This is a genomic window from Streptomyces hazeniae, from assembly GCF_031845485.1.
In the GTDB taxonomy this organism is placed as follows: domain Bacteria; phylum Actinomycetota; class Actinomycetes; order Streptomycetales; family Streptomycetaceae; genus Streptomyces; species Streptomyces hazeniae.
Genome location: NZ_JAVREQ010000010.1, coordinates 113,659 through 131,321 on the forward strand (window position 1 = coordinate 113,659; position 17,663 = coordinate 131,321).

Below are 17,663 nucleotides of genomic sequence, written 5' to 3' on the forward strand. Positions count from 1 at the left end.
AGGGGCATTGAACACCACCCGGTGCGGCATGGGCGATACGTGCGCCGGGTCGCGTGGTGCCGGAACGGGTCCCCGCCGGTGTCCCGGGACGGGTGGGGACCGGGCGACGGGATGCGGTGGGGCGGGGCGCCTCGTGCGCCGGGGCGGGTGCGGCGACAATGGCGGCGTGCTGGAGATGACGCGCGAGGACTTCGAGGAACTGGTCGCCCAGGCCCTGGACCGCATCCCGCCCGAGCTGACCAGGCTCATGGACAACGTGGCGGTGTTCGTCGAGGACGAGCCCCCGGCGCACGACCCCGACCTGCTGGGTCTGTACGAGGGCACGCCGCTGACCGAACGCGGCGAGTGGTACGCGGGCGTGCTGCCGGACCGCATCACGGTCTACCTCGGACCGACGCTGCGGCTCGTCGAGTCCGAGGGCGGCGACCGCGACCTGGTGGTCGAGGAGGTCGAGATCACGGTCGTCCACGAGATCGCCCACCACTTCGGCATCGACGACGAACGTCTGCACGCCCTGGGCTACGGGTGACCCGCTCCGGCGCCCGGCGACCGTCCTCCGATCCCGTCGACTCGGACGTCGACCTGCGCCTCGCGCGGCACCGGGCGGAGACCGTGGGCCGGCGACGGTGGCCGCTGCTCGGCGCGATCGCCTGCGGGGGCGCGTCGGGCGCGCTCGCGCGCCACGCGTTGACGCTCGCGCTCCCCGCACGCCCCCATGGCTTCCCGTGGGGGACGTTCGCCGTGAACGGGCTCGGCTGTGCGCTGATCGGCGTGCTGATGGTGCTGATCGCCGAAGCGCGGCCCGGCCCGGGACGGTGGCGCGCGGCGTGGTCCCACCCGCTCGCCCGGCCGTTCCTCGGCGTCGGCGTGCTGGGCGGGTTCACCACCTTTTCCACGTACGCCGTCGAGGCGGTCGCGCGGGCGGCGGACGGTCGTCCCGGCGTGGCGCTCGTGTCCGTGGCCGCCACGCCGCTGGTGGCCGTCGCCGCGGTGGCCGCGGGTGCGTGGGGGACCCGCAGGGTCGTGGGGAGGCGACGGCCGTGACGTGGCTGTGGGTCGCACTGGGCGGGGCGCTCGGGGCCCCGCTGAGGTACCTGGCGGACCGGGCGGTGCAGAGCCGTCACGCCACCGACTTCCCCTGGGGGACCTTCGCCGTCAACGTCACCGGCTGCCTGGCACTGGGCCTGCTCACGGGTGCGGTTCTCGGCGGGAGCGGAGCGGGGGACGACGTGCAGGCGCTGCTCGGAACGGGGCTGTGCGGGGCGCTGACCACGTATTCGACGTTCTCCTGGGAGACGCTGCGGCTCGCGGAGAGCGGCCGTGGGGTGCTCGCCGGGGCGAACGTGGCCGCGTCGGTGTGTGCGGGCACCGGCGCGGCGGCCGCGGGACTGGTGCTGACCGGCGCGGTCTGAGGCCCCCGGCGACGAGCCGCACACCCGCGCCGCCCCGCCGCCGGGCGCGGCGAACCACGGGACGCGCAGGGAATGCTGACGGGCCGGCGGGTCACCGGCGCCGAACGGCGGTGCTCGCCTGCGCCGACGGAGGGAACGTCGGGTCCGCGGCGGTGCCCGGCGCCGTGTCCTGCGGGAGGTCGGGGAAGTTGAGCAGGACGCTGGTTCCCCGCCCGCACTGCCCGCACCGCTCGCATCCCCGGAGGCACCGTGTCCAGAGCGTCCCTCGCCCGCAGCGTCCCTACTCGTGTCCCCGCCCGCGTCCCCGCCCGTGCCGCCGCCCGCAGGGTCGGCCGCGCGACCGCCCGTACGGTCGCCTGTGCGCTGCTGCTGGCCGCCGCTACCGGCTGCATGGCCGCCGGGTCGTCCGACGACGCGAAGGACGGCCGTGACGGCGACCGGAAGTCGGCCGGCTCGGACGAGAAGGCCGGAGGCCGGGACGGGGAGAAGGCGGACGGCCACCACGGTGACGGAGGGCGCCCGGGCCGCGCGGGTGCGGACGGGGGAGACGGCAAGGAGGCCGGCGACCGGCGCGGGGACGGCTCCCACGGCTCCCACGGCGACGACGGCGACGACGGCGGCGAGGGCGGCAAGGACGGGAAGGGCGAGCGCGAGGGCGACGACCGGGCGAAGGGCGGCCGCGGCGACGGGAGGGACGGCGACGGTGACGACGGGGGCACCCCCGGCGGCGGCCCGCAGCCCCCGGCCACCGGCGGCACCCCGGGTGACGCGACGGGCGGCGGCGACCCCGGCCCGTCGCCGTCCAGCGGCACGGGCGGATCCGAGGGCGGCAGTACGCCCGGCGGCACGGGCGGCGGAGACGCGAACGGCGGCGGCGCCACGTCCGGCGGCACCTCCGGTGCCTCGGGACCGTCCGGTGGTGCCACCCCGCCCGCGGGGGGCAGCGGCGGCGGCTCGGAGGGCGGCGGTGCGGGCGGCGCGGGAGCCCCGGCCTGGGCGCACGACCGGTGACACCCGGGCATCCCGAACCGCCTGCCGAGAACGCGTGTGTGACGGCCCTCACCACCGGCTGCACCGGTTTGCGCGCCACCCCACCGGGTGCGTATGGTGGTAGATCGTTTGATCCCATTCACCCTCGCCCGGCGCCACGACTGAAGCGCGCCGTGTGGCGCGTTCCTTCCCTGCCGTGGCAGACCGCATCGAGGCGGTCCAGTGTGCTTCACGGAGTTATGGGCACGTGCCGATGACTCCGGAAGGTTTGTTCACGCATGTCTGCGCCCGTTTCCGCCCTTGACGCCGTTCTCCCCGAGGACGCCGACGCGGAACAGTCCCTCACCTTCGGCGACCTCGGTCTTCCCGAGCAGGTCGTCCGCAAGCTCGCACAGAACGGCGTCACCACGCCGTTCCCCATCCAGGCCGCCACCATCCCCGACGCCCTCGCCGGCAAGGACATCCTCGGCCGCGGCCGTACCGGCTCCGGCAAGACGCTGTCGTTCGGCCTGCCGCTGCTCAGCCGCCTCACCGGCGGCCGTACGGAGAAGAAGCGCCCGCGCGGCGTCATCCTCACCCCGACCCGCGAACTGGCCATGCAGGTCTCCGACGCGCTCCAGCCGTACGGCGACGTGCTCGGCCTCAAGTTCAAGGTCGTCTGCGGCGGCACCTCGATGGGCAACCAGATCTACGCCCTCGAGCGCGGAGTCGACATCCTCGTCGCCACCCCGGGCCGCCTGCGCGACCTGATCAACCGCGGCGCCTGCTCGCTCCAGGACGTCGAGATCGCCGTCCTGGACGAGGCCGACCAGATGTCCGACCTGGGCTTCCTGCCCGAGGTCACCGAGCTCCTCGACCTCATCCCGGAGGGCGGCCAGCGCATGCTGTTCTCCGCCACCCTGGAGAAGGAGATCGGCACCCTCGTCGACCGCTACCTCGTCGACCCGGTCAGCCACCAGGTGGACGCGGCCCAGGGCGCCGTCACGACCATGACGCACCACGTGCTGGTGGTGAAGCCGCGTGACAAGCAGCCCGTCACCGCGGCGATCGCCGCCCGCAAGGGCCGCACCATCATCTTCGTCCGCACCCAGCTCGGCGCCGACCGCGTCGCCGAGCAGCTGCGCGACGCCGGCGTGCGCGCCGACGCCCTGCACGGCGGCATGACCCAGGGTGCCCGCACCCGCACCCTCGCCGACTTCAAGGACGGCAAGGTCAACACGCTCGTCGCCACGGACGTCGCCGCCCGCGGCATCCACGTCGACGGCATCGACCTGGTCCTCAACGTGGACCCGGCCGGCGACCACAAGGACTACCTGCACCGCTCCGGCCGCACCGCCCGCGCGGGCGAGTCCGGCACCGTCGTCTCCCTCGCCCTGCCGCACCAGCGGCGGCAGATCTTCCGGCTGATGGAGGACGCGGGCGTCGACGCCTCCCGCCACATCATCGGCCGCGGCGACGTCTTCGACGACGAGGTCGCCCGCATCACCGGCGCCCGCTCGCTGACCGAGGTGCAGGCCGAGTCCACGGCGAACTCCGCCAAGCAGGCGGAGCGCGAGGCCAAGGACCTGGCCCGGCGCCTGGAAGGCGCGCAGCGCCGCGCCGCCGAGCTGCGCGAGGAGGCCGACCGCCTCACCGCGCGCGCCGCGCGCGAGCGGGGCGACGACCCGGACGAGGCCGTCGCCGCGGCCGCCGAGGCGCTCGCCGCCGAGGCGGCGGCGGAGGCCGAGGCCGAGGCGAAGGCCCGCGCCGCGGAGGAGCGCCGCCGCGAGGAGCGCCGCGAACGCAAGCGCGACGAGCGGTCGTTCGACCGCCGCGACGACCGGCGCGAGGGCGGCGGCCGTGACGACCGGCGGGACGACCGCCCGTTCAACCGTGACCGTCGTGACGGCGGCCGTCCGTTCAAGCGGGACGACCGGCGCGACGACCGTCGGCCCTACAACCGCGACCGGCGGGAGGACCGTCCGTTCAACCGCGAGCGGCGCGAGGACCGTCCGTTCAACCGTGACCGTCGTGACGGCGGCCGTCCGTTCAACCGCGACGACCGGCGCGACGACCGCCGGCCCTTCAACCGCGACCGTCGTGACGAGCGCCGCCCGTACGGCCGCCGCGACGACCACCGCGGCAGCGGCGCCGGCTCCTTCCACCGGGGCGGCGGCAACGCGGGCGGGCGCCACTCCGACCGCCGCACCGACAAGCCGCGCTGGAAGCGCAACGGCTGACGCGACGGGCTGACGCCCGGCACGACTCCCCGGCCCGGGACCCGAACTCCGTTCGGGTCCCGGGCCGTTGTCGTCGCGGTGGCGTGGGCCGGTGCGGCTGATGACGCGGCCGGTGTGCTGCCCGCTGACGAGATCGCCGTGCTCTCCGGGGGAGGGCCCGAGGTGTAGGCGCTTCACGGGGGAATGGCTTCGATGATCGACCCGCCTCCGGGCTATGCTGCGGGGGCGGGTCGTTAGCTCAATTGGCAGAGCAGTGGACTTTTAATCCATTGGTTGTGGGTTCGAGTCCCACACGACCTACCGAAGGAGCCCGGGCCGGGCGATGTCCCCGCCCGGGCTCCGCGGCGTCCGGGGGCGTCTCACCGCGTCTCGGCCGTGTCACAGGTGGGCTGCCCGGGGTGGCGGCCCGGGCCCGCGTCGTGGTCGGCGAGGGGCGTGGGGGAGAGGTCGGTCGGTTCCTCGCCCGCCTCCAGGAGGGTGTCCGCGGGGCCGACGATCAGCGGGTCGCAGTCCCCGACGACGTCCGGGTCCTTGGTGGGGTAGTCGCAGCGGCTCAGCAGGTGGCGCATGGCCTCCAGCCGGGCCCGCTTCTTGTCGTTGCTCTTGACCACGGTCCACGGCGCGTGCGGGGTGTCGGTGGCGCGGAACATGTCGACCTTCGCCGTGGTGTAGGCGTCCCACAGGTCGAGCGACGCCAGGTCGGTGGGCGAGAGCTTCCACCGGCGCACCGGGTCGACCTGGCGTATCGCGAAGCGGGTGCGTTGCTCGCCCTGGGAGAGGGAGAACCAGAACTTCACGAGCAGGATGCCCTCGTCCGTCAGCATCTGCTCGAACAGCGGAGCCTGCTCGAGGAAGAGGCGGTGCTCCTCCGGGGTGCAGAAGCCCATGACCCGCTCGACGCCGGCCCGGTTGTACCAGGAGCGGTCGAAGAAGACGATCTCCCCGGCGGACGGGAGGTGGGCGGCGTACCGCTGGAAGTACCACTGGCCGCGTTCCCGCTCGGTCGGCTTCTCCAGCGCGACGACGCGTGCGCCGCGGGGGTTGAGGCGTTCGGTGAAGCGCTGGATCGTGCCGCCTTTGCCCGCCGCGTCCCGGCCCTCGCAGACCACGACGATGCGCTGCCCGGTCTCCCGGGCCCACCGCTGCACCTTCAGCAGTTCGATCTGGAGCAGGCGCTTCGTGCGCTCGTACGGTTTTCTGCGCAGCTTCTCGTCGTACGGGTGGTTCTCGCGCCACGTCGAGAGCGGCCGTCCCTCCGCGTCCAGCACCACGGGTTGCTCGGGGCGCCGGTCGTCGATGGTCAGCCCTTGCAGGAGCTTCTTCTCCGCCGCCCGGAGGTCGTCCTCGACGGGTGACCCGGTCATGCTGTCCCCTTCCCCGGCCGGAACGCGGACCGGCGCCCGCCTCCCCCCGGCCGTCCCCTTCCCTCTACCCCGGTCGCGGGGTCGCAGACGGGGGAGGCGGACGGGCCGGGTGGTGCGGCGTTGTGGGAGGGAGGCGCGGGGGGTGTGGGGTGGTGAGGGGAGGCGGGGGAAGTCGGGCACCGCTCTCCCCTCACCGGTATGGGGCCTCACCGGTATGGGGCCTCACCGGTATGAGGGGTGGGCGGGGGCCGGAGTGTGGGGCCTCCGGCCCCCGCCTGGTCGGTGCGGCGCCGATGCCGTGGGCGGTGGGGAGCGTCCGCGGTGTCGGCGCCGCGGGTCAGGGAGCGGAGACGGTCGCCGTGCCCGGCGCCTGCGCCTGTGCCGACGCCTGTGCCTCGGGCTGCGGTTCGGCGTGCGGGGCGCAGGTGACGTCCCGCTTCCCGAGGGTGCCGTCCAGCAGGTAGGCGTCGACGCGCTTGTTGACGCACGGGTTGGTGAGCCCGGAGACGCCGTGCGAACCGGCGTCCCGTTCGGTGACGAGCCGGGAGCCCTTCAGCCGCTCGTGGAGCTCGACGGCGCCCTCGTACGGGGTGGCGGCGTCGCGTTCGGCCTGGACGATCAGCGTGGGAGGCAGCTTCCGGCCCGGACGGACCTCGACGGGTTCGCGCTGCTCCAGCGGCCAGTCGGCGCAGGGCAGGTTCATCCAGGTGTTGGACCAGGTCAGGAACGGGTGGTCGCGGTGCAGGCGGGTGCTGTCCCGGTCCCAGCGCTTCCAGTTCGACGGCCAGCGCGCGTCGTTGCACTCGACGGCGGTGTAGACGGCGTTGCCGTTCTCCGAGGAGACGTTGCCCGCGGTGTCGGAGGGGTCCGGGCCCGCGGCGTCGACGAGGGCCTGCTCGTCGCCCTTGGCGTAGGCGGACCAGACGGCGGCGACGGGCGCCCAGGCACGGTCGGAGTAGGTGGCGCCCTGGAAGAAGCCGAGCAGTTCGGCGGGGCCGACGAGGCCGCCGACGGGCTCCTTCTTCACGGCGGCGCGCAGCGCGGTGAACCGCTCCTGGACCTGCTCGGCGGTGGCACCGATGCCGTACACGTCGTCGTGCTCGGCGACCCATGCGGTCCAGTCGTTCCAGCGCGTCTGGAAGGCGACGTTCTGGTCGAGGTTGGCCTGGTACCAGATCTTCTCGCGGGACGGGTTGACCACGCTGTCGAACACCATCCGGCGGACGTGGCCGGGGAACAGCTCGGCGTAGACGGCGCCGAGGTAGGTGCCGTAGGAGACGCCGAGGTAGTTGAGCTTCTTCTCGCCCAGCGCGGCCCGGATCACGTCCAGGTCGCGGGCGGTGTTCGGGGTGTTCATGTGGCGGAGGAGGTCGCCGCTGCGCTCGACGCAGCCGTCCGCGTACGCGCGGGCGAGCTTGCGGTGGGCGCGCTTGTCCGCCTCGTCGTCGGGGACGGGCGCGGGCTTGGGGGCCTTGGCGAACTCCTGCGGGTCCATGCAGGAGAGGGGGGCGGAACGGCCGACGCCGCGCGGGTCGAAGCCGACGAAGTCGTACGCCTCGGCGAGGTTCTTCCACGCCTCGCTGCCCGTGGTGGAGCGCAGCGGGAAGCGCATGCCGGAACCGCCGGGACCGCCGGGGTTGTAGAGGAGCGAGCCCTGGTGGGCGTCCTTCCCGCCGGTCGCGGCGGCGCGGTCGACGGCGAGCTTCACGGTGTCGCCGTTCGGCTCGGCGTAGTCGACGGGCACGGTGACCCAGCCGCACCGGACGGGGTCGGGCAGTTCCCAGCCGGCGGGGCAGGCCGCCCAGTCGATGCCCTGGGCGGCGGCACGGGCGGCGGCGACGCGCACGCCGCGGGCCTCGGCCCGGTGGTCCCGTTGGGCCCGGTCGGCCGCGGCCGTGGGGGCATCGGCCGCGGCCGCCGGGGCGGCGCCGGCCGACGGTACGGCCACGACGCCGGCTATGAGGGCGGTGGTCGCCAGGGTGCTCGCGGCGGCGAGGACGGTGCCGCGCCGGGTGCGGGCGCCGCCCGGACCGGTGCCGGCGGTGCCGCGTGCGGCTCCGCGTCTGGTGCGGCCGTTCGGTGCGGTGAAGGCGGTCAAGGCGTTCCCCCTTGCGGTTCCGCCGCGGTGGCGGCGATGGTGCCGCTGCCGGCAGGTGGGGTCTGCGGGCAGGTGCTGCTGGTGGGTGTCGCTGGTAGGTGGGGCTGATCCTTCAACCCCACCGAGGGGTGTGCACAAGCCTCGGACGTGCTTCTTTACTTGTGCATGGCGAAGTGTGGCCATCAGGGGGGCGACGGACCGCCAACTGGCTGGCGGGCGCCCGCCGACCGGCTGGAGACGGCAGCCGTCCGGTGGTTACGCCGTACGGGTGGGGGCGTCAGACTGGGCGGCGGCCGAAGCACTCGGGGGGGCGCCGGGCGGGGCGACCCGCTCGGCGTTCGGCCCTCGTTCCGGCGTACTGCCTCGCCGCGGCGACGGCCCGCTCCGGGGTACGGGTCAGGCTGCCTCCCCGCGGCGGCCCGTACGCGATGTGAGACCCGCCACATCGGCTGGTCCTCCGGGGCGCCCTCCCGCAGTGTGTTCGGGACATCCCTGACGGTCCGGTACGAGCTCCCGAGGTACGCCGTGTCCCCCACCGCGGAAACCGCCGCCACGCTGCGGCTTCTCATCGTCGACGACGAGGTGCTCATCCGGTCGGGCCTGACCGTGATCCTCGGCAGCGCCCCGGACATAGAGGTCGTCGGCTCCTGCGCGGGCGCGGACGCGCTGACCGCCGTACGGGAGCACCGGCCCGACGTCGTCCTGCTCGACATCCGGATGCCGGACGTCGACGGGATCACCCTGCTGCGGCACATCCGCCGCCTGCCGGAACCGCCGCACGTGGCGATGCTGACGACCTTCGACACCGACGAGTACCTCGGCGAGGCGCTGGCGCTGGGCGCGGGCGGGTTCCTGCTGAAGGACACCGACCCGGAGGTGCTGGTGCGGTCGGTGCGGGCCCTGGGCACGGGCGCGGGGTGCATGTCGTCCTCGGTGGTGCGGCGCCTGCGGGACGGCGGCCGGGGCGGCGAGGCGGTGTCCGCCGACCGTGCCGTCGCGGAGCTGTCCGGGCGGGAGAAGCAGGTGCTCACCTTCATCGGGGAGGGGCTGTCGAACGGCGAGATCGGCGCCCGGATGTGCTTCTCCACGGCGACCGCGAAGGACGACGTGAGCGCGGTGCTCACCAAGCTCGGCGTGGCCAACCGGGTGCAGGCGGCCGTGATCGCGGAACGCGCGGGCCTGCTCGGCGCCGACGGCGCGCGATGAACGCCCACGGCGCCGCCGGATTCCGCGGCACCCGCGAGGTTCCCGACGCCCGCGAGACTTCCGGCACTCGCGAGAACTTCGACGCGGGCGACGGCACCGCCGCCGACGAGGTGCGGGCCGGCGACCAGAGGCGTGCCGGCGACGCCCCCGCGCAGGGCGGGGGCCGGCTGCGGCGGGCGGTGCGCGCGCCGCTGACCGCCCTGCGGTGGATGCGCCGCGGCTGGCTGACCGACGCCGTGGTCGCCGTGCTGGCCTCGCTCGACGTGTACTTCTCGCTGCCCACCCCGCATCTGTGGCAGACGGTGCTGTCCTGGGTCGCCGCGGGGGCGCTGCTGCTGCGCCGCCGCTGGCCCCGGCTGACGCTCGCTCTGGCGCTGCCCGGTCTGTACGCGGGGGTCGCGCTGCTGGCGTCCATCGTGGCGCTGGGCACGCTGGCCAGCCGGTGCCGGGTCGCCTGGCAGGTGCGGCTCGCGGTGGTGGCCGTGGTGACGGGCAGCTTCATCCCGTGGCCGCTGAGCCGGTTCGCGGAGGCGGAGCCCGGACTGCTCGTGCAGAACCTGATCTACGCGCTGGTGCTCGGCGTCGGTCCCGCCGTCATAGGGCTCCTGGTGCAGACCCGGCAGGACCTGTCGGCCCGCGTCGCGGAGCTGGCGACCGTGCGCGACCACGAGCGGGAGCTGCACGCCCGTACGGTCCTGGCCCGCGAACACGCCCGGCTGGCACGGGAGATGCACGACGTGGTGTCCCACAAGGCCAGCCTGATGGCCGTGCAGGCGGGGGCGCTGGAGGTGACCGCCGCCGACCCGGAGGTCAAGGAGGCCGCCGGGACGCTGCGCCGGCTGGCGACGGGCACCCTGGAGGAACTGCGCGGCATGATCGTGGTGCTGCGCGCGGCGGGTGCCGGGCCGACGGAACTGCTTCCGCAGCCGCGGCTGGGCAACCTGCCGGAGCTGGTCGAGGGGTCCGGGCTGGACGCCGAACTGCGCATGGACGGCGCCGACGGCCGCCGGCTTCCGGAGGCGGTCGAACGGACCGCGTACCGCACCGTGCAGGAGGCGCTGACCAACGTCCGCAAGCACGCGCCCGGCGCCCGCACCCTGGTCACCGTCGACGTCGACGACGAGGCGCTGCGGGTGAGCATCCGCAACGGGCCGCCGGACGGGGCGGCGCCGCGTCCGGACATTCCCGGCGGCGGCCACGGCATCGTGGGCCTCCAGGAGCGCGCCGTCCTGCTCGGCGGCCGGCTCACGTTCGGGCCGACCCCGGAAGGGGGCTACGCCGTGCGCGCCGAGGTGCCGCTGGAGCGCCCCGCGAAGCACGCGTCCGCGCACTGAGCCGGCGCCGGAGACCCTGCTTTCCGTCCGCCCTTCCGTCCGCGAGCCGCCGTCCGAGGCCAGCCGAATGGGCGAAAGGAGATGCGGCGGGCGGCGCGGAGAGCGAGCGTGGAGGCATGGCCCGTGCACCCGTCGTCGTGTATCCGCCCGCGGAGGGCGGCGGTGGCGGCCGCCGTGTCCGTGCCGACGGAACGATTCTCGGCATCGCGTACAGCGAGGCCGACCTGCTGGAGTTCCTGCGCCGTGCGGGCCTGGACCCGGAGGGCATCCGGCTGGACGACCCGGACCTGATCGAGTGGCGCGGCGGCGGGCCCGACGTGTGGCTGTGAGGCGGCCGGGCGGCCGAGGGGGAGCCGGGCGCCAGAGGTCGGACCAACGGCACCCGCTCCGCGTTGTCCACCGGTTGGGGACGATTCGTCCACCAGTGGTCTTCTGCTTCCCGGGTCCGTCACTTTCGCACCCCGCCCGCTTATTGTCGCGTGCATGACGCCCCTGCTTTCCTGGCGGCATCCGGCCCGGACGGAAACACGATTCCACTACGCCTCCAGGAGAGCGCATGTTCCGATTCCACGGCAGACGCGCCGCCCGAAGACTTCTCACCACGGTCGTCTCGGCCGGCGCGGTACTGGCGACGATGGTCGCCCTCCCCGCCGCCGCCACGGCCGCACCGCAGCAGGCGCCGACCGCCCCGGCCCTCGCCTACTCCGGCTCGTGCCCGACCGCCGGTGTGATCAGCCAGGGCTACCACGACGGGCACGACGGCGTGGACATCGCCAACAGCCGGGGCACGCCCATCTACGCCGTCGGACCCGGCACCGTCACCCACTCCGGCCCGGCCGGCGGGTACGGCCAGTGGATCCGCATCCGGCACACCGACGGCACGGTCACCGAGTACGGGCACATGTACCACCGTGACGTGTCCGTCGGACAGACCGTCACCGGCGGCCAGCGCATCGCGCTGATGGGCAGCGAAGGCCAGTCCACCGGCCCGCACCTGCACTTCGAGGTCCACCCGGACGGCGGCTTCGGCTTCGGCGCCAACCCCGTCACCTACCTGTCGGCACGCGGCGTCGGCCTGCCCTGCACCCCGGGCGGCGGAGGCGGGGACGGCACGTCCTTCCCGACCTGGGGCTCCGGCGTGAACATCCGCGCCCAGGCCACCACCAACTCCTCCGTGACCGCCACCCTCTCCGGTCCGACGACGGTCACCGTGCAGTGCCAGAAGCGCGGCCAGATGGTGCACTACGGCGGCTACAGCAACGACGCCTGGTCCTACCTGCCGGACTACGGCGGCTACATCTCGAACATCTTCATCGACGTCTCCGACGCCTGGCTGCCGGGGGTGCCGACGTGCTGACCTCGCGGGTACGACGCCACCGGGCGCTGAGCGGCGCCGTCGCACTGCTCGCCATGGTCGGCCTGGGCGCCGCCTCCGGCCCGGCCGGTGCCGCGCCCGCCGGCCCGGCGAAGCCGGGCCAGGAGGTGTCCTGGCGTGCGGAGTTGGGTGTGCGGGGCGGTGACGACGTGGGCGTCCGTTTCACGGACGGTGCGCTGCGGCTGCGTGCGGAGGGTGTGCGTCCGGCGTCGGCCGGGGGCGAGGGCGCGCAGGGTGCGGCGGTGCTGCCGGTGCGCGAGCTGGGCCGTACGGTGCACCGGGTGTCGGTGGACCTTCAGGCGCGGACGCCGCAGGGCACGCGGGTCGCGGTCGACGTGCGCGGGCGCGGCGCGGGTGGCGTGTGGACGGAGTGGCGGGAGGCGGCGGCCGGTGCGCCGGCGCTGCTGCCGCGTGCGGCGTCCTCGGTGCAGGCGCGGGTGACCCTGTTCGGGATGGCGGACGGCTCGGCCGGTCCGGTGGTGGAGGGGTTGCGGCTGTCGGCGGAGGCGGTGCCGGCCTCGGAGCGGGCGAAGGAGCGGCCGCAGGCGGCTGCGGCGTTCTCCGCGACGGTGTTCGCGACCCGTGAGGGTCTGGTGGGGCACACCACTGCCAACGGTCATGTCATCCAGCCCAACGACCACTTCGTGGCGCTGCCCTCGCGGCGGGGTCTGTCGCCGAGGGGCAGCCACGAGTACTCGGTGCGGGTGTGCGGCCCGGCGCGCTGCGAGACGGCGCCGGTGTGGGACGTCGGCCCGTGGAACACCAAGGACGACTACTGGAACCCGTCCTCCGTGCGGGAGATGTGGAAGGACCTGCCGCAGGGCAGGCCCGAAGCGCAGGCCGCCTACCAGGACGACTACAACGGCGGCGCGGACCAGTTCGGCCGCCAGGTCGCCAACCCGGCGGGCATCGACCTCGCCGACGGCACCTTCTACAACGTCGGCCTGAACGACAACGGCTGGGTCACCGTCACCTACCTGTGGACGGGGGGCGGCGGTTCGGACACCAAGCCGTTCCCGACCTGGGGCTCGGACGTCAACATCCGGGAACAGGCCACGACGAACTCGGCGTCGGTGGCTTCCCTGCCCGGCCCGACGACGGTCAACGTGCAGTGTCAGAAGCGCGGTCAGATGGTGCACTACCAGGGCTACAGCAACGACGCGTGGTCCTACCTGCCGGACTACGGCGGCTACATTTCGAACATCTTCGTCGATGTGGCCGACTCCTGGTTGCCGGGAGTGCCCACCTGCTAGCGCGCACCCGTCGGCTCGCCGCCCTCCCGTGTGCGGCGTGACGGCCGGCCCCGTGGACGTGTGCCACGGGGCCGGTCCCTTTCCGCCGGGCTTGTCGGTGTTGCGTGCGATCATCGGGCGCATGGCGAAGAAGATGACCGAGGACGAGTGGCGGGCCTTCGTGTCGGCGGGGACGCGCACCGGCAAGCTCGCGACCGTGCGCGCCGACGGCAGCCCCCACGTCGCCCCGGTGTGGTTCGTGCTGGACGGCGACGACGTGGTCTTCAACACCGGCGCGGAGACGGTGAAGGGCCGGAACCTCGCCCGCGAGGGCCGGGTGTCGCTGTGCGTGGACGACGAACGGCCGCCGTACTCCATGGTGGTGCTGCGCGGCCGCGCCGAGCTGAGCGAGGACCTGCCCGAGGTCCGCGCCTGGGCGACGCGCATCGCCGCCCGCTACATGGGCGAGGGCCGCGCCGAGGAGTACGGCGCGCGCAACGGCGTCCCCGGCGAACTCCTGGTCCGCATGCGCGTCGAACACGCCCTCGGCCTCGACGCCCTCGCGGACTGACCAAGGACGTCACTGCTGCCTCCGGCCTGCTCAGTGACCTCCGCGAGCACAACGTGCACCACGTCGCGCGCTGAGCGTTCCTGCCGCGCACCGGCCGGCCGGGTGCCGGGAAAACCGGGTGCGGGACGACTGGAGGAGCGAGAGCCTGGGCCATGGCCTGGACACTCTCGGACGACCTCGACGCCTTCCGTGCGCACGCCGGGGGCTTTCTGCGCGCCCGCCCGGACGTCAACACCACGACGCTCTCGGTCAGCAGCACGCTGGCCGCGCTCGGCATCGACGTGTACGGCGACCGGCCGCCGGTGTTCGGCTGGTGGCACGCGGCGGACGGGGAGGTGGCCGGGGCGTTCCTGCGCACTCCGCCCTACCCGGTGGCGCTGTCCGCGATGCCCGAGGAAGCCGCCGCCGCACTGCCCGCCGCGCTCGCCGGACGCGACCCGGCGCCCCCGGGCGTGAACGGCCCGGCAGCCGTGGCCGAGGCGTTCGCCGCCGCGTACGGCCGGGAGAACAGCGGCGAGGTGCGCGTGCTGCGCCACGAACGGCTGTTCCGGCTGGGGACGCTGCGCCCGCCGCAGCCCGCGCCGGCCGGCCGCGCCCGCACGGCCACCGCCGCCGACCGCGACCTGCTCGTCGCCTGGTGGGCCGCGTTCCGGCGCGACGCCGGGCTTCCGTCGTCGGACGACGGGCGCATGATCGACGACCGGATCGGCGGCGGCCGGTTGATGCTGTGGGAGACCGGGCCGGAACCGGTGGCCATGGCCGCCATGGGCGCACCGGTCGCGGGCGCGGCACGCGTCGGACCGGTGTACACGCCGCAGGCGCAGCGCGGCCGGGGCTACGGCGGTGCCGTCACGGCGGCCCTCTCGCAGGCCGCGCTCGACGCGGGCGTGCGTGACGTCCTGCTCTTCACCGACCTCGCCAACCCCACCAGCAACGCCCTCTACCAGCGCCTCGGTTACCGCGTCCTCGGCGACTACACCTCGTACGCGTTCGCACGGTGACCGGCCACGGGAGCGCCGCCGGGGATACCGGTGCGCGCCCCGTCCGGGGGCTGCAGGCGTTCCTGCAGGTGCACGGTGACGGTGCCGCCCTCGTGCTCGCGGAGTGTGCGGCGGAGGTCGGCCTTCACGGGCAGTGCCGTCCGTCCCGGGGAGCGCGCCGCTCCCCTCCGTGGCGACGGCCCGCGCTGCGGAAAGTCATCGCCGACGACCCGTGGGCAGGGCACCCACCCGGAGGTTACCGTCGGGTAGGACCTGGGGAGGGCAACGCATGACAGACGTGTGGGAGCGTTCGTGGTGGGGTTGGGGGCGGGCCGACCGTGCCCTGAGCGACGAGGAGTGCACCGCCCTGGGCGCGCAGTTGCCGGGGCTGCCGGACGCGCCCCTGCCGGTGCCGCGCGTGGCCGGCCTCGACCTCCCGGCGCCCCGCGTCGCCCCGCCGCCCGCACTCGCCCACGCGGTGACCGACGCGCCGCCCGACCGCGCCGGGCACACCTACGGCAAGGCGTACCGCGACGTCGTGCGCGCCCTGCACGGCGACCTCGCCGCCGCGCCCGACCTGGTGGCCTACCCGCGCGCCGAGCAGGAGATCGCCGACCTGCTGGACTGGGCGGGGGAGCACCGCGTCGCCGTCGTCCCGTACGGCGCGGGCAGTTCGGTGGTCGGCGGCACGGAGTACCGGCCGGGGGACGGCGACCACGCGGGCGTGCTGTCGCTGGACCTGTCCGCGCTGGGCCGGGTGCTGGAGATCGACCGCGCCTCCCGCGCCGCCCGCGTCCAGGCCGGCGTGTACGGGCCGGCGCTGGAAGAGCAACTGCGCCCTGCGGGGCTGACGTTGCGGCACTTCCCGCAGAGCTTCGAGTTCTCCACACTCGGCGGCTGGCTCGCCACCCGCGCCGGTGGCCACTACGCCACGCTGCACACGCGCATCGACGACTTCGTCGAGTCGCTGCGCGTGCTCACCCCCGTCGGGGTGAACGAGTCGTGGCGGCTGCCGGGTTCGGGAGCCGGGCCGTCCCCCGACCGCCTGTTCCTCGGCTCCGAGGGCACCCTCGGCGTCATCACCGAGGCGTGGATGCGGCTCCAGGCCCGTCCCGTCCACAAGGCGTCGACCGCCGTGCGGTTCGCCGGGTTCGCCACCGCGTGCGAGGCGGTGCGCGCCGTCGCGCAGTCCGGACTGCACCCGGCCAACTGCCGCTTGCTCGACCCCGGCGAGGCCGCCCTCTCCGGCGCGGGGAAGGGCGAGGAGAGCGTGCTGGTGCTCGGCGTGGAGTCCGCGCACCACCCGGTGGACGGCCGGCTCGCCGAACTCGTCGCCCTGGCCCGGGACCACGGCGGCGCCCCCGCCGCCGACGAGGTGCGGGCGGAGGACGACGCCGTCGGCTCCTGGCGCCGCGCCTTCCTGCGCATGCCGTACCTGCGTGACGCACTCGCCCGGATGAGCGCGCTGACGGAGACGTTCGAGACCGCCTGCACCTGGGACCGTGCGGCCGGGCTGTACGAGGCGGTGCGCACGGAGGTGGGCGCGGCGGTGGAGAAGGTCACCGGCGCGCCCGGCATGGTCAACTGCCGCTTCACGCACGTCTATCCGGACGGCCCGGCGATGTACTTCACGGTGATCGCCGCGGGCCGGCGCGGCTCGGAGGTCGCCATGTGGGACGAGGTGAAGACGGCCTCCCTGGAGGTCCTGGCCCGCCACCGGGCGACCGTGACCCACCACCACGCGGTCGGCCGCGACCACCGCCCGGCCTACGACCGCCAGCGCCCGGACCCGTTCGCGCTGGCGCTGCGCGCTGCGAAGTCCGCCCTCGACCCGCAGGGCGTCCTCAACCCCGGCGTCCTTCTGGGCGACTGAGCGGGGACGGTCAGCCGTTCCCGGACGCGTCGGGCTGCGCGACGTAGGTGCCTCGCTGCGGCACGGTGAAGAGTTCGCCCGACTCCGTCAGTACGGCGATGGCGCGGCGGACCGTCGAGCGGGCGAGGCCGTATTCCTGCACGAGCGAGGTCTCCGAGGCGATCGCCCGGCCGGGCGCCCAGTCGCCTCGGGCGATGCGCGCGCGGATGATCTCGGCGAGCTGCCGGTAGGGCGTCAGAGGTGCGCCGTGATCGATTTCCGCGTCCGGATCCATGGCCATGGCTCGACGCTAGGCGTCTGGGTACGAGCCAGCACCTTGAGATACGTATAGAGACGTAGCGATACAAGACGCTACTATGGGCGCACAGGAAGACCCCCGCAGCCGTGCGACCGGCTCGGGGGCGTGGCCCTTCGCTGCTGAGGAGCGAACGACGTATGAAGACTATCCGGCGCGCGTTGGCGCGTGTGTATCCGCCCACGGGACGGCACCGGCTGGGGATCGCGGAACCGCGGCCCGCGGGGCGTCACGCCCGGCGTGGTGTACGGGTCGGCGCCTGGCAGCGCCGCCTCGTGCTGCTGCTCGCCGTGCACTACGGCCTCGACCTCGACACCCGCGACATCCACGCGCGGGGAGTGGCGTGGTGACCGGCGAACACCGGCGGGCCGTATGCCGGCTGCTGCCCTGGGACTCCCCGGAGGGCAAGCCCGCCTACCTGGTGACCGACGACCCCGAGGGAATGCTCTCGCTGCTCGCCGACGGCATCGAGGACACCCAGGTCGACACGGCGCGGCGCGTGCTGGCGCACGCCCGGGAGATGCTCGCGGACGAACGGGTCCGCATGACCGGCGACGAGTACGCGTTCGTGACCCGGCGGCTGGCGGAGTGCCTGCACGACCTGCTGCGGATCGTCGCCTCGCGCGGGGCGCGGCTGGGGATCGAGGAGTTGCCGGTGCGCGGCTCCTGAACTCCCCTGAACTCCCCTGGACTCCTCGCCTGCCCGGTGAGGGC

General features: G+C 74.5%; 19 protein-coding genes and 1 tRNA gene. 16 read left to right on the forward strand and 4 right to left on the reverse strand.

Annotated elements, in window-relative coordinates; translation table 11 throughout:
• The first annotated feature begins 166 nt into the window (after positions 1-166).
• The 6 genes from RM572_RS13425 (at position 167) to RM572_RS13450 (ending at position 4,921) form a co-directional block, all read left to right on the forward strand.
• Positions 167-529: a metallopeptidase family protein gene (locus RM572_RS13425; RefSeq protein ID WP_311673550.1), complete on the forward strand. Its 363-nt coding sequence runs from the start codon at positions 167-169 to the stop codon at positions 527-529.
• Positions 526-1,044, forward strand: coding sequence for a fluoride efflux transporter FluC (locus RM572_RS13430; RefSeq protein WP_311673551.1), 519 nt, complete (start codon positions 526-528; stop codon positions 1,042-1,044). Before RM572_RS13425 ends, RM572_RS13430 begins: the two co-directional genes overlap by 4 nt.
• Positions 1,041-1,412 (forward strand): fluoride efflux transporter CrcB, encoded by a 372-nt coding sequence (crcB, locus tag RM572_RS13435; RefSeq protein WP_311673552.1) that lies wholly within the window; start codon positions 1,041-1,043, stop codon positions 1,410-1,412. The genes RM572_RS13430 and crcB overlap by 4 nt, the downstream gene beginning before the upstream one ends.
• Positions 1,413-1,661: 249 nt before the next feature.
• Positions 1,662-2,423, forward strand: a complete 762-nt coding sequence (locus RM572_RS13440) for a hypothetical protein (protein WP_311673553.1) — start codon at positions 1,662-1,664, stop codon at positions 2,421-2,423.
• Positions 2,424-2,680: 257 nt separating this feature from the next.
• Entirely contained in the window at positions 2,681-4,621 is a 1,941-nt protein-coding gene (locus RM572_RS13445) for a DEAD/DEAH box helicase (RefSeq protein WP_311673554.1), read from the forward strand.
• A 227-nt stretch (positions 4,622-4,848) separates the two neighbouring features.
• Positions 4,849-4,921: transfer RNA gene (locus tag RM572_RS13450), tRNA-Lys, on the forward strand.
• A gap of 59 nt (positions 4,922-4,980) precedes the next feature.
• Here RM572_RS13450 and ppk2 read toward each other — a convergent pair.
• Entirely contained in the window at positions 4,981-5,985 is a 1,005-nt protein-coding gene (gene ppk2 / locus RM572_RS13455) for a polyphosphate kinase 2 (protein WP_311673555.1), read from the reverse strand.
• Between the two features lie 337 nt (positions 5,986-6,322).
• Positions 6,323-7,963, reverse strand: a complete 1,641-nt coding sequence (locus RM572_RS13460; protein ID WP_311673620.1) for an alpha/beta hydrolase — start codon at positions 7,961-7,963, stop codon at positions 6,323-6,325.
• A gap of 645 nt (positions 7,964-8,608) precedes the next feature.
• Between RM572_RS13460 and RM572_RS13465 the strand changes: the two genes are divergently transcribed.
• The 7 genes from RM572_RS13465 (at position 8,609) to RM572_RS13495 (ending at position 14,802) form a co-directional block, all read left to right on the forward strand.
• The gene (locus tag RM572_RS13465) at positions 8,609-9,289 is read left to right on the forward strand and encodes a response regulator transcription factor (protein ID WP_311673556.1); all 681 of its coding nucleotides are present in this window, start codon (positions 8,609-8,611) and stop codon (positions 9,287-9,289) included.
• Positions 9,286-10,623: a sensor histidine kinase gene (locus RM572_RS13470; RefSeq protein WP_311673557.1), complete on the forward strand. Its 1,338-nt coding sequence runs from the start codon at positions 9,286-9,288 to the stop codon at positions 10,621-10,623. The genes RM572_RS13465 and RM572_RS13470 overlap by 4 nt, the downstream gene beginning before the upstream one ends.
• Before the next feature lie 116 nt (positions 10,624-10,739).
• Positions 10,740-10,952, forward strand: coding sequence for a hypothetical protein (locus tag RM572_RS13475; protein WP_311673558.1), 213 nt, complete (start codon positions 10,740-10,742; stop codon positions 10,950-10,952).
• 227 nt (positions 10,953-11,179) lie between these two features.
• On the forward strand, positions 11,180-11,980 hold the full coding sequence (locus tag RM572_RS13480) for a peptidoglycan DD-metalloendopeptidase family protein (protein ID WP_311673559.1): 801 nt from the start codon (positions 11,180-11,182) through the stop codon (positions 11,978-11,980).
• Positions 11,974-13,251, forward strand: coding sequence for a hypothetical protein (locus RM572_RS13485; RefSeq protein ID WP_311673560.1), 1,278 nt, complete (start codon positions 11,974-11,976; stop codon positions 13,249-13,251). The genes RM572_RS13480 and RM572_RS13485 overlap by 7 nt, the downstream gene beginning before the upstream one ends.
• Before the next feature lie 121 nt (positions 13,252-13,372).
• Positions 13,373-13,801, forward strand: a complete 429-nt coding sequence (locus RM572_RS13490; RefSeq protein WP_311673561.1) for a PPOX class F420-dependent oxidoreductase — start codon at positions 13,373-13,375, stop codon at positions 13,799-13,801.
• A 152-nt stretch (positions 13,802-13,953) separates the two neighbouring features.
• Positions 13,954-14,802, forward strand: coding sequence for a GNAT family N-acetyltransferase (locus RM572_RS13495; protein WP_311673562.1), 849 nt, complete (start codon positions 13,954-13,956; stop codon positions 14,800-14,802).
• Here RM572_RS13495 and RM572_RS13500 read toward each other — a convergent pair.
• Entirely contained in the window at positions 14,775-14,930 is a 156-nt protein-coding gene (locus tag RM572_RS13500) for a hypothetical protein (protein ID WP_311673563.1), read from the reverse strand. The genes RM572_RS13495 and RM572_RS13500 overlap by 28 nt on opposite strands.
• Before the next feature lie 140 nt (positions 14,931-15,070).
• Here RM572_RS13500 and RM572_RS13505 point away from each other — a divergent pair, with 140 nt between their 5' ends.
• Positions 15,071-16,654 carry an FAD-binding oxidoreductase gene (locus RM572_RS13505; RefSeq protein ID WP_311673564.1) on the forward strand — a complete coding sequence of 528 codons (1,584 nt, stop codon included), beginning with the start codon at positions 15,071-15,073 and terminating at the stop codon, positions 16,652-16,654.
• A gap of 10 nt (positions 16,655-16,664) precedes the next feature.
• Here the strand turns inward: RM572_RS13505 and RM572_RS13510 are convergent, their stop codons facing one another.
• Positions 16,665-16,934 carry a GntR family transcriptional regulator gene (locus RM572_RS13510; protein WP_311673565.1) on the reverse strand — a complete coding sequence of 90 codons (270 nt, stop codon included), beginning with the start codon at positions 16,932-16,934 and terminating at the stop codon, positions 16,665-16,667.
• A gap of 155 nt (positions 16,935-17,089) precedes the next feature.
• Here RM572_RS13510 and RM572_RS13515 point away from each other — a divergent pair, with 155 nt between their 5' ends.
• The gene (locus RM572_RS13515) at positions 17,090-17,299 is read left to right on the forward strand and encodes a hypothetical protein (RefSeq protein WP_311673566.1); all 210 of its coding nucleotides are present in this window, start codon (positions 17,090-17,092) and stop codon (positions 17,297-17,299) included.
• Positions 17,296-17,619: a hypothetical protein gene (locus RM572_RS13520; protein ID WP_311673567.1), complete on the forward strand. Its 324-nt coding sequence runs from the start codon at positions 17,296-17,298 to the stop codon at positions 17,617-17,619. The genes RM572_RS13515 and RM572_RS13520 overlap by 4 nt, the downstream gene beginning before the upstream one ends.
• Positions 17,620-17,663: the final 44 nt, after the last annotated feature.

What these genes read in the sequence shown, in the direction of transcription:
- RM572_RS13515 (WP_311673566.1), top strand. Translation starts at nt 17,090, where the DNA reads ATGAAGACTATCCGGCGCGCGTTGGCGCGTGTGTATCCGCCCACGGGA.
- RM572_RS13475 (WP_311673558.1), top strand. Translation starts at nt 10,740, where the DNA reads ATGGCCCGTGCACCCGTCGTCGTGTATCCGCCCGCGGAGGGCGGCGGT.
- RM572_RS13445 (WP_311673554.1), top strand. Translation starts at nt 2,681, where the DNA reads ATGTCTGCGCCCGTTTCCGCCCTTGACGCCGTTCTCCCCGAGGACGCC.
- RM572_RS13480 (WP_311673559.1), top strand. Translation starts at nt 11,180, where the DNA reads ATGTTCCGATTCCACGGCAGACGCGCCGCCCGAAGACTTCTCACCACG.
- RM572_RS13490 (WP_311673561.1), top strand. Translation starts at nt 13,373, where the DNA reads ATGGCGAAGAAGATGACCGAGGACGAGTGGCGGGCCTTCGTGTCGGCG.
- RM572_RS13470 (WP_311673557.1), top strand. Translation starts at nt 9,286, where the DNA reads ATGAACGCCCACGGCGCCGCCGGATTCCGCGGCACCCGCGAGGTTCCC.
- ppk2 (WP_311673555.1), bottom strand. Translation starts at nt 5,985, where the DNA reads ATGACCGGGTCACCCGTCGAGGACGACCTCCGGGCGGCGGAGAAGAAG.
- RM572_RS13510 (WP_311673565.1), bottom strand. Translation starts at nt 16,934, where the DNA reads ATGGCCATGGATCCGGACGCGGAAATCGATCACGGCGCACCTCTGACG.
- RM572_RS13505 (WP_311673564.1), top strand. Translation starts at nt 15,071, where the DNA reads ATGACAGACGTGTGGGAGCGTTCGTGGTGGGGTTGGGGGCGGGCCGAC.
- RM572_RS13495 (WP_311673562.1), top strand. Translation starts at nt 13,954, where the DNA reads ATGGCCTGGACACTCTCGGACGACCTCGACGCCTTCCGTGCGCACGCC.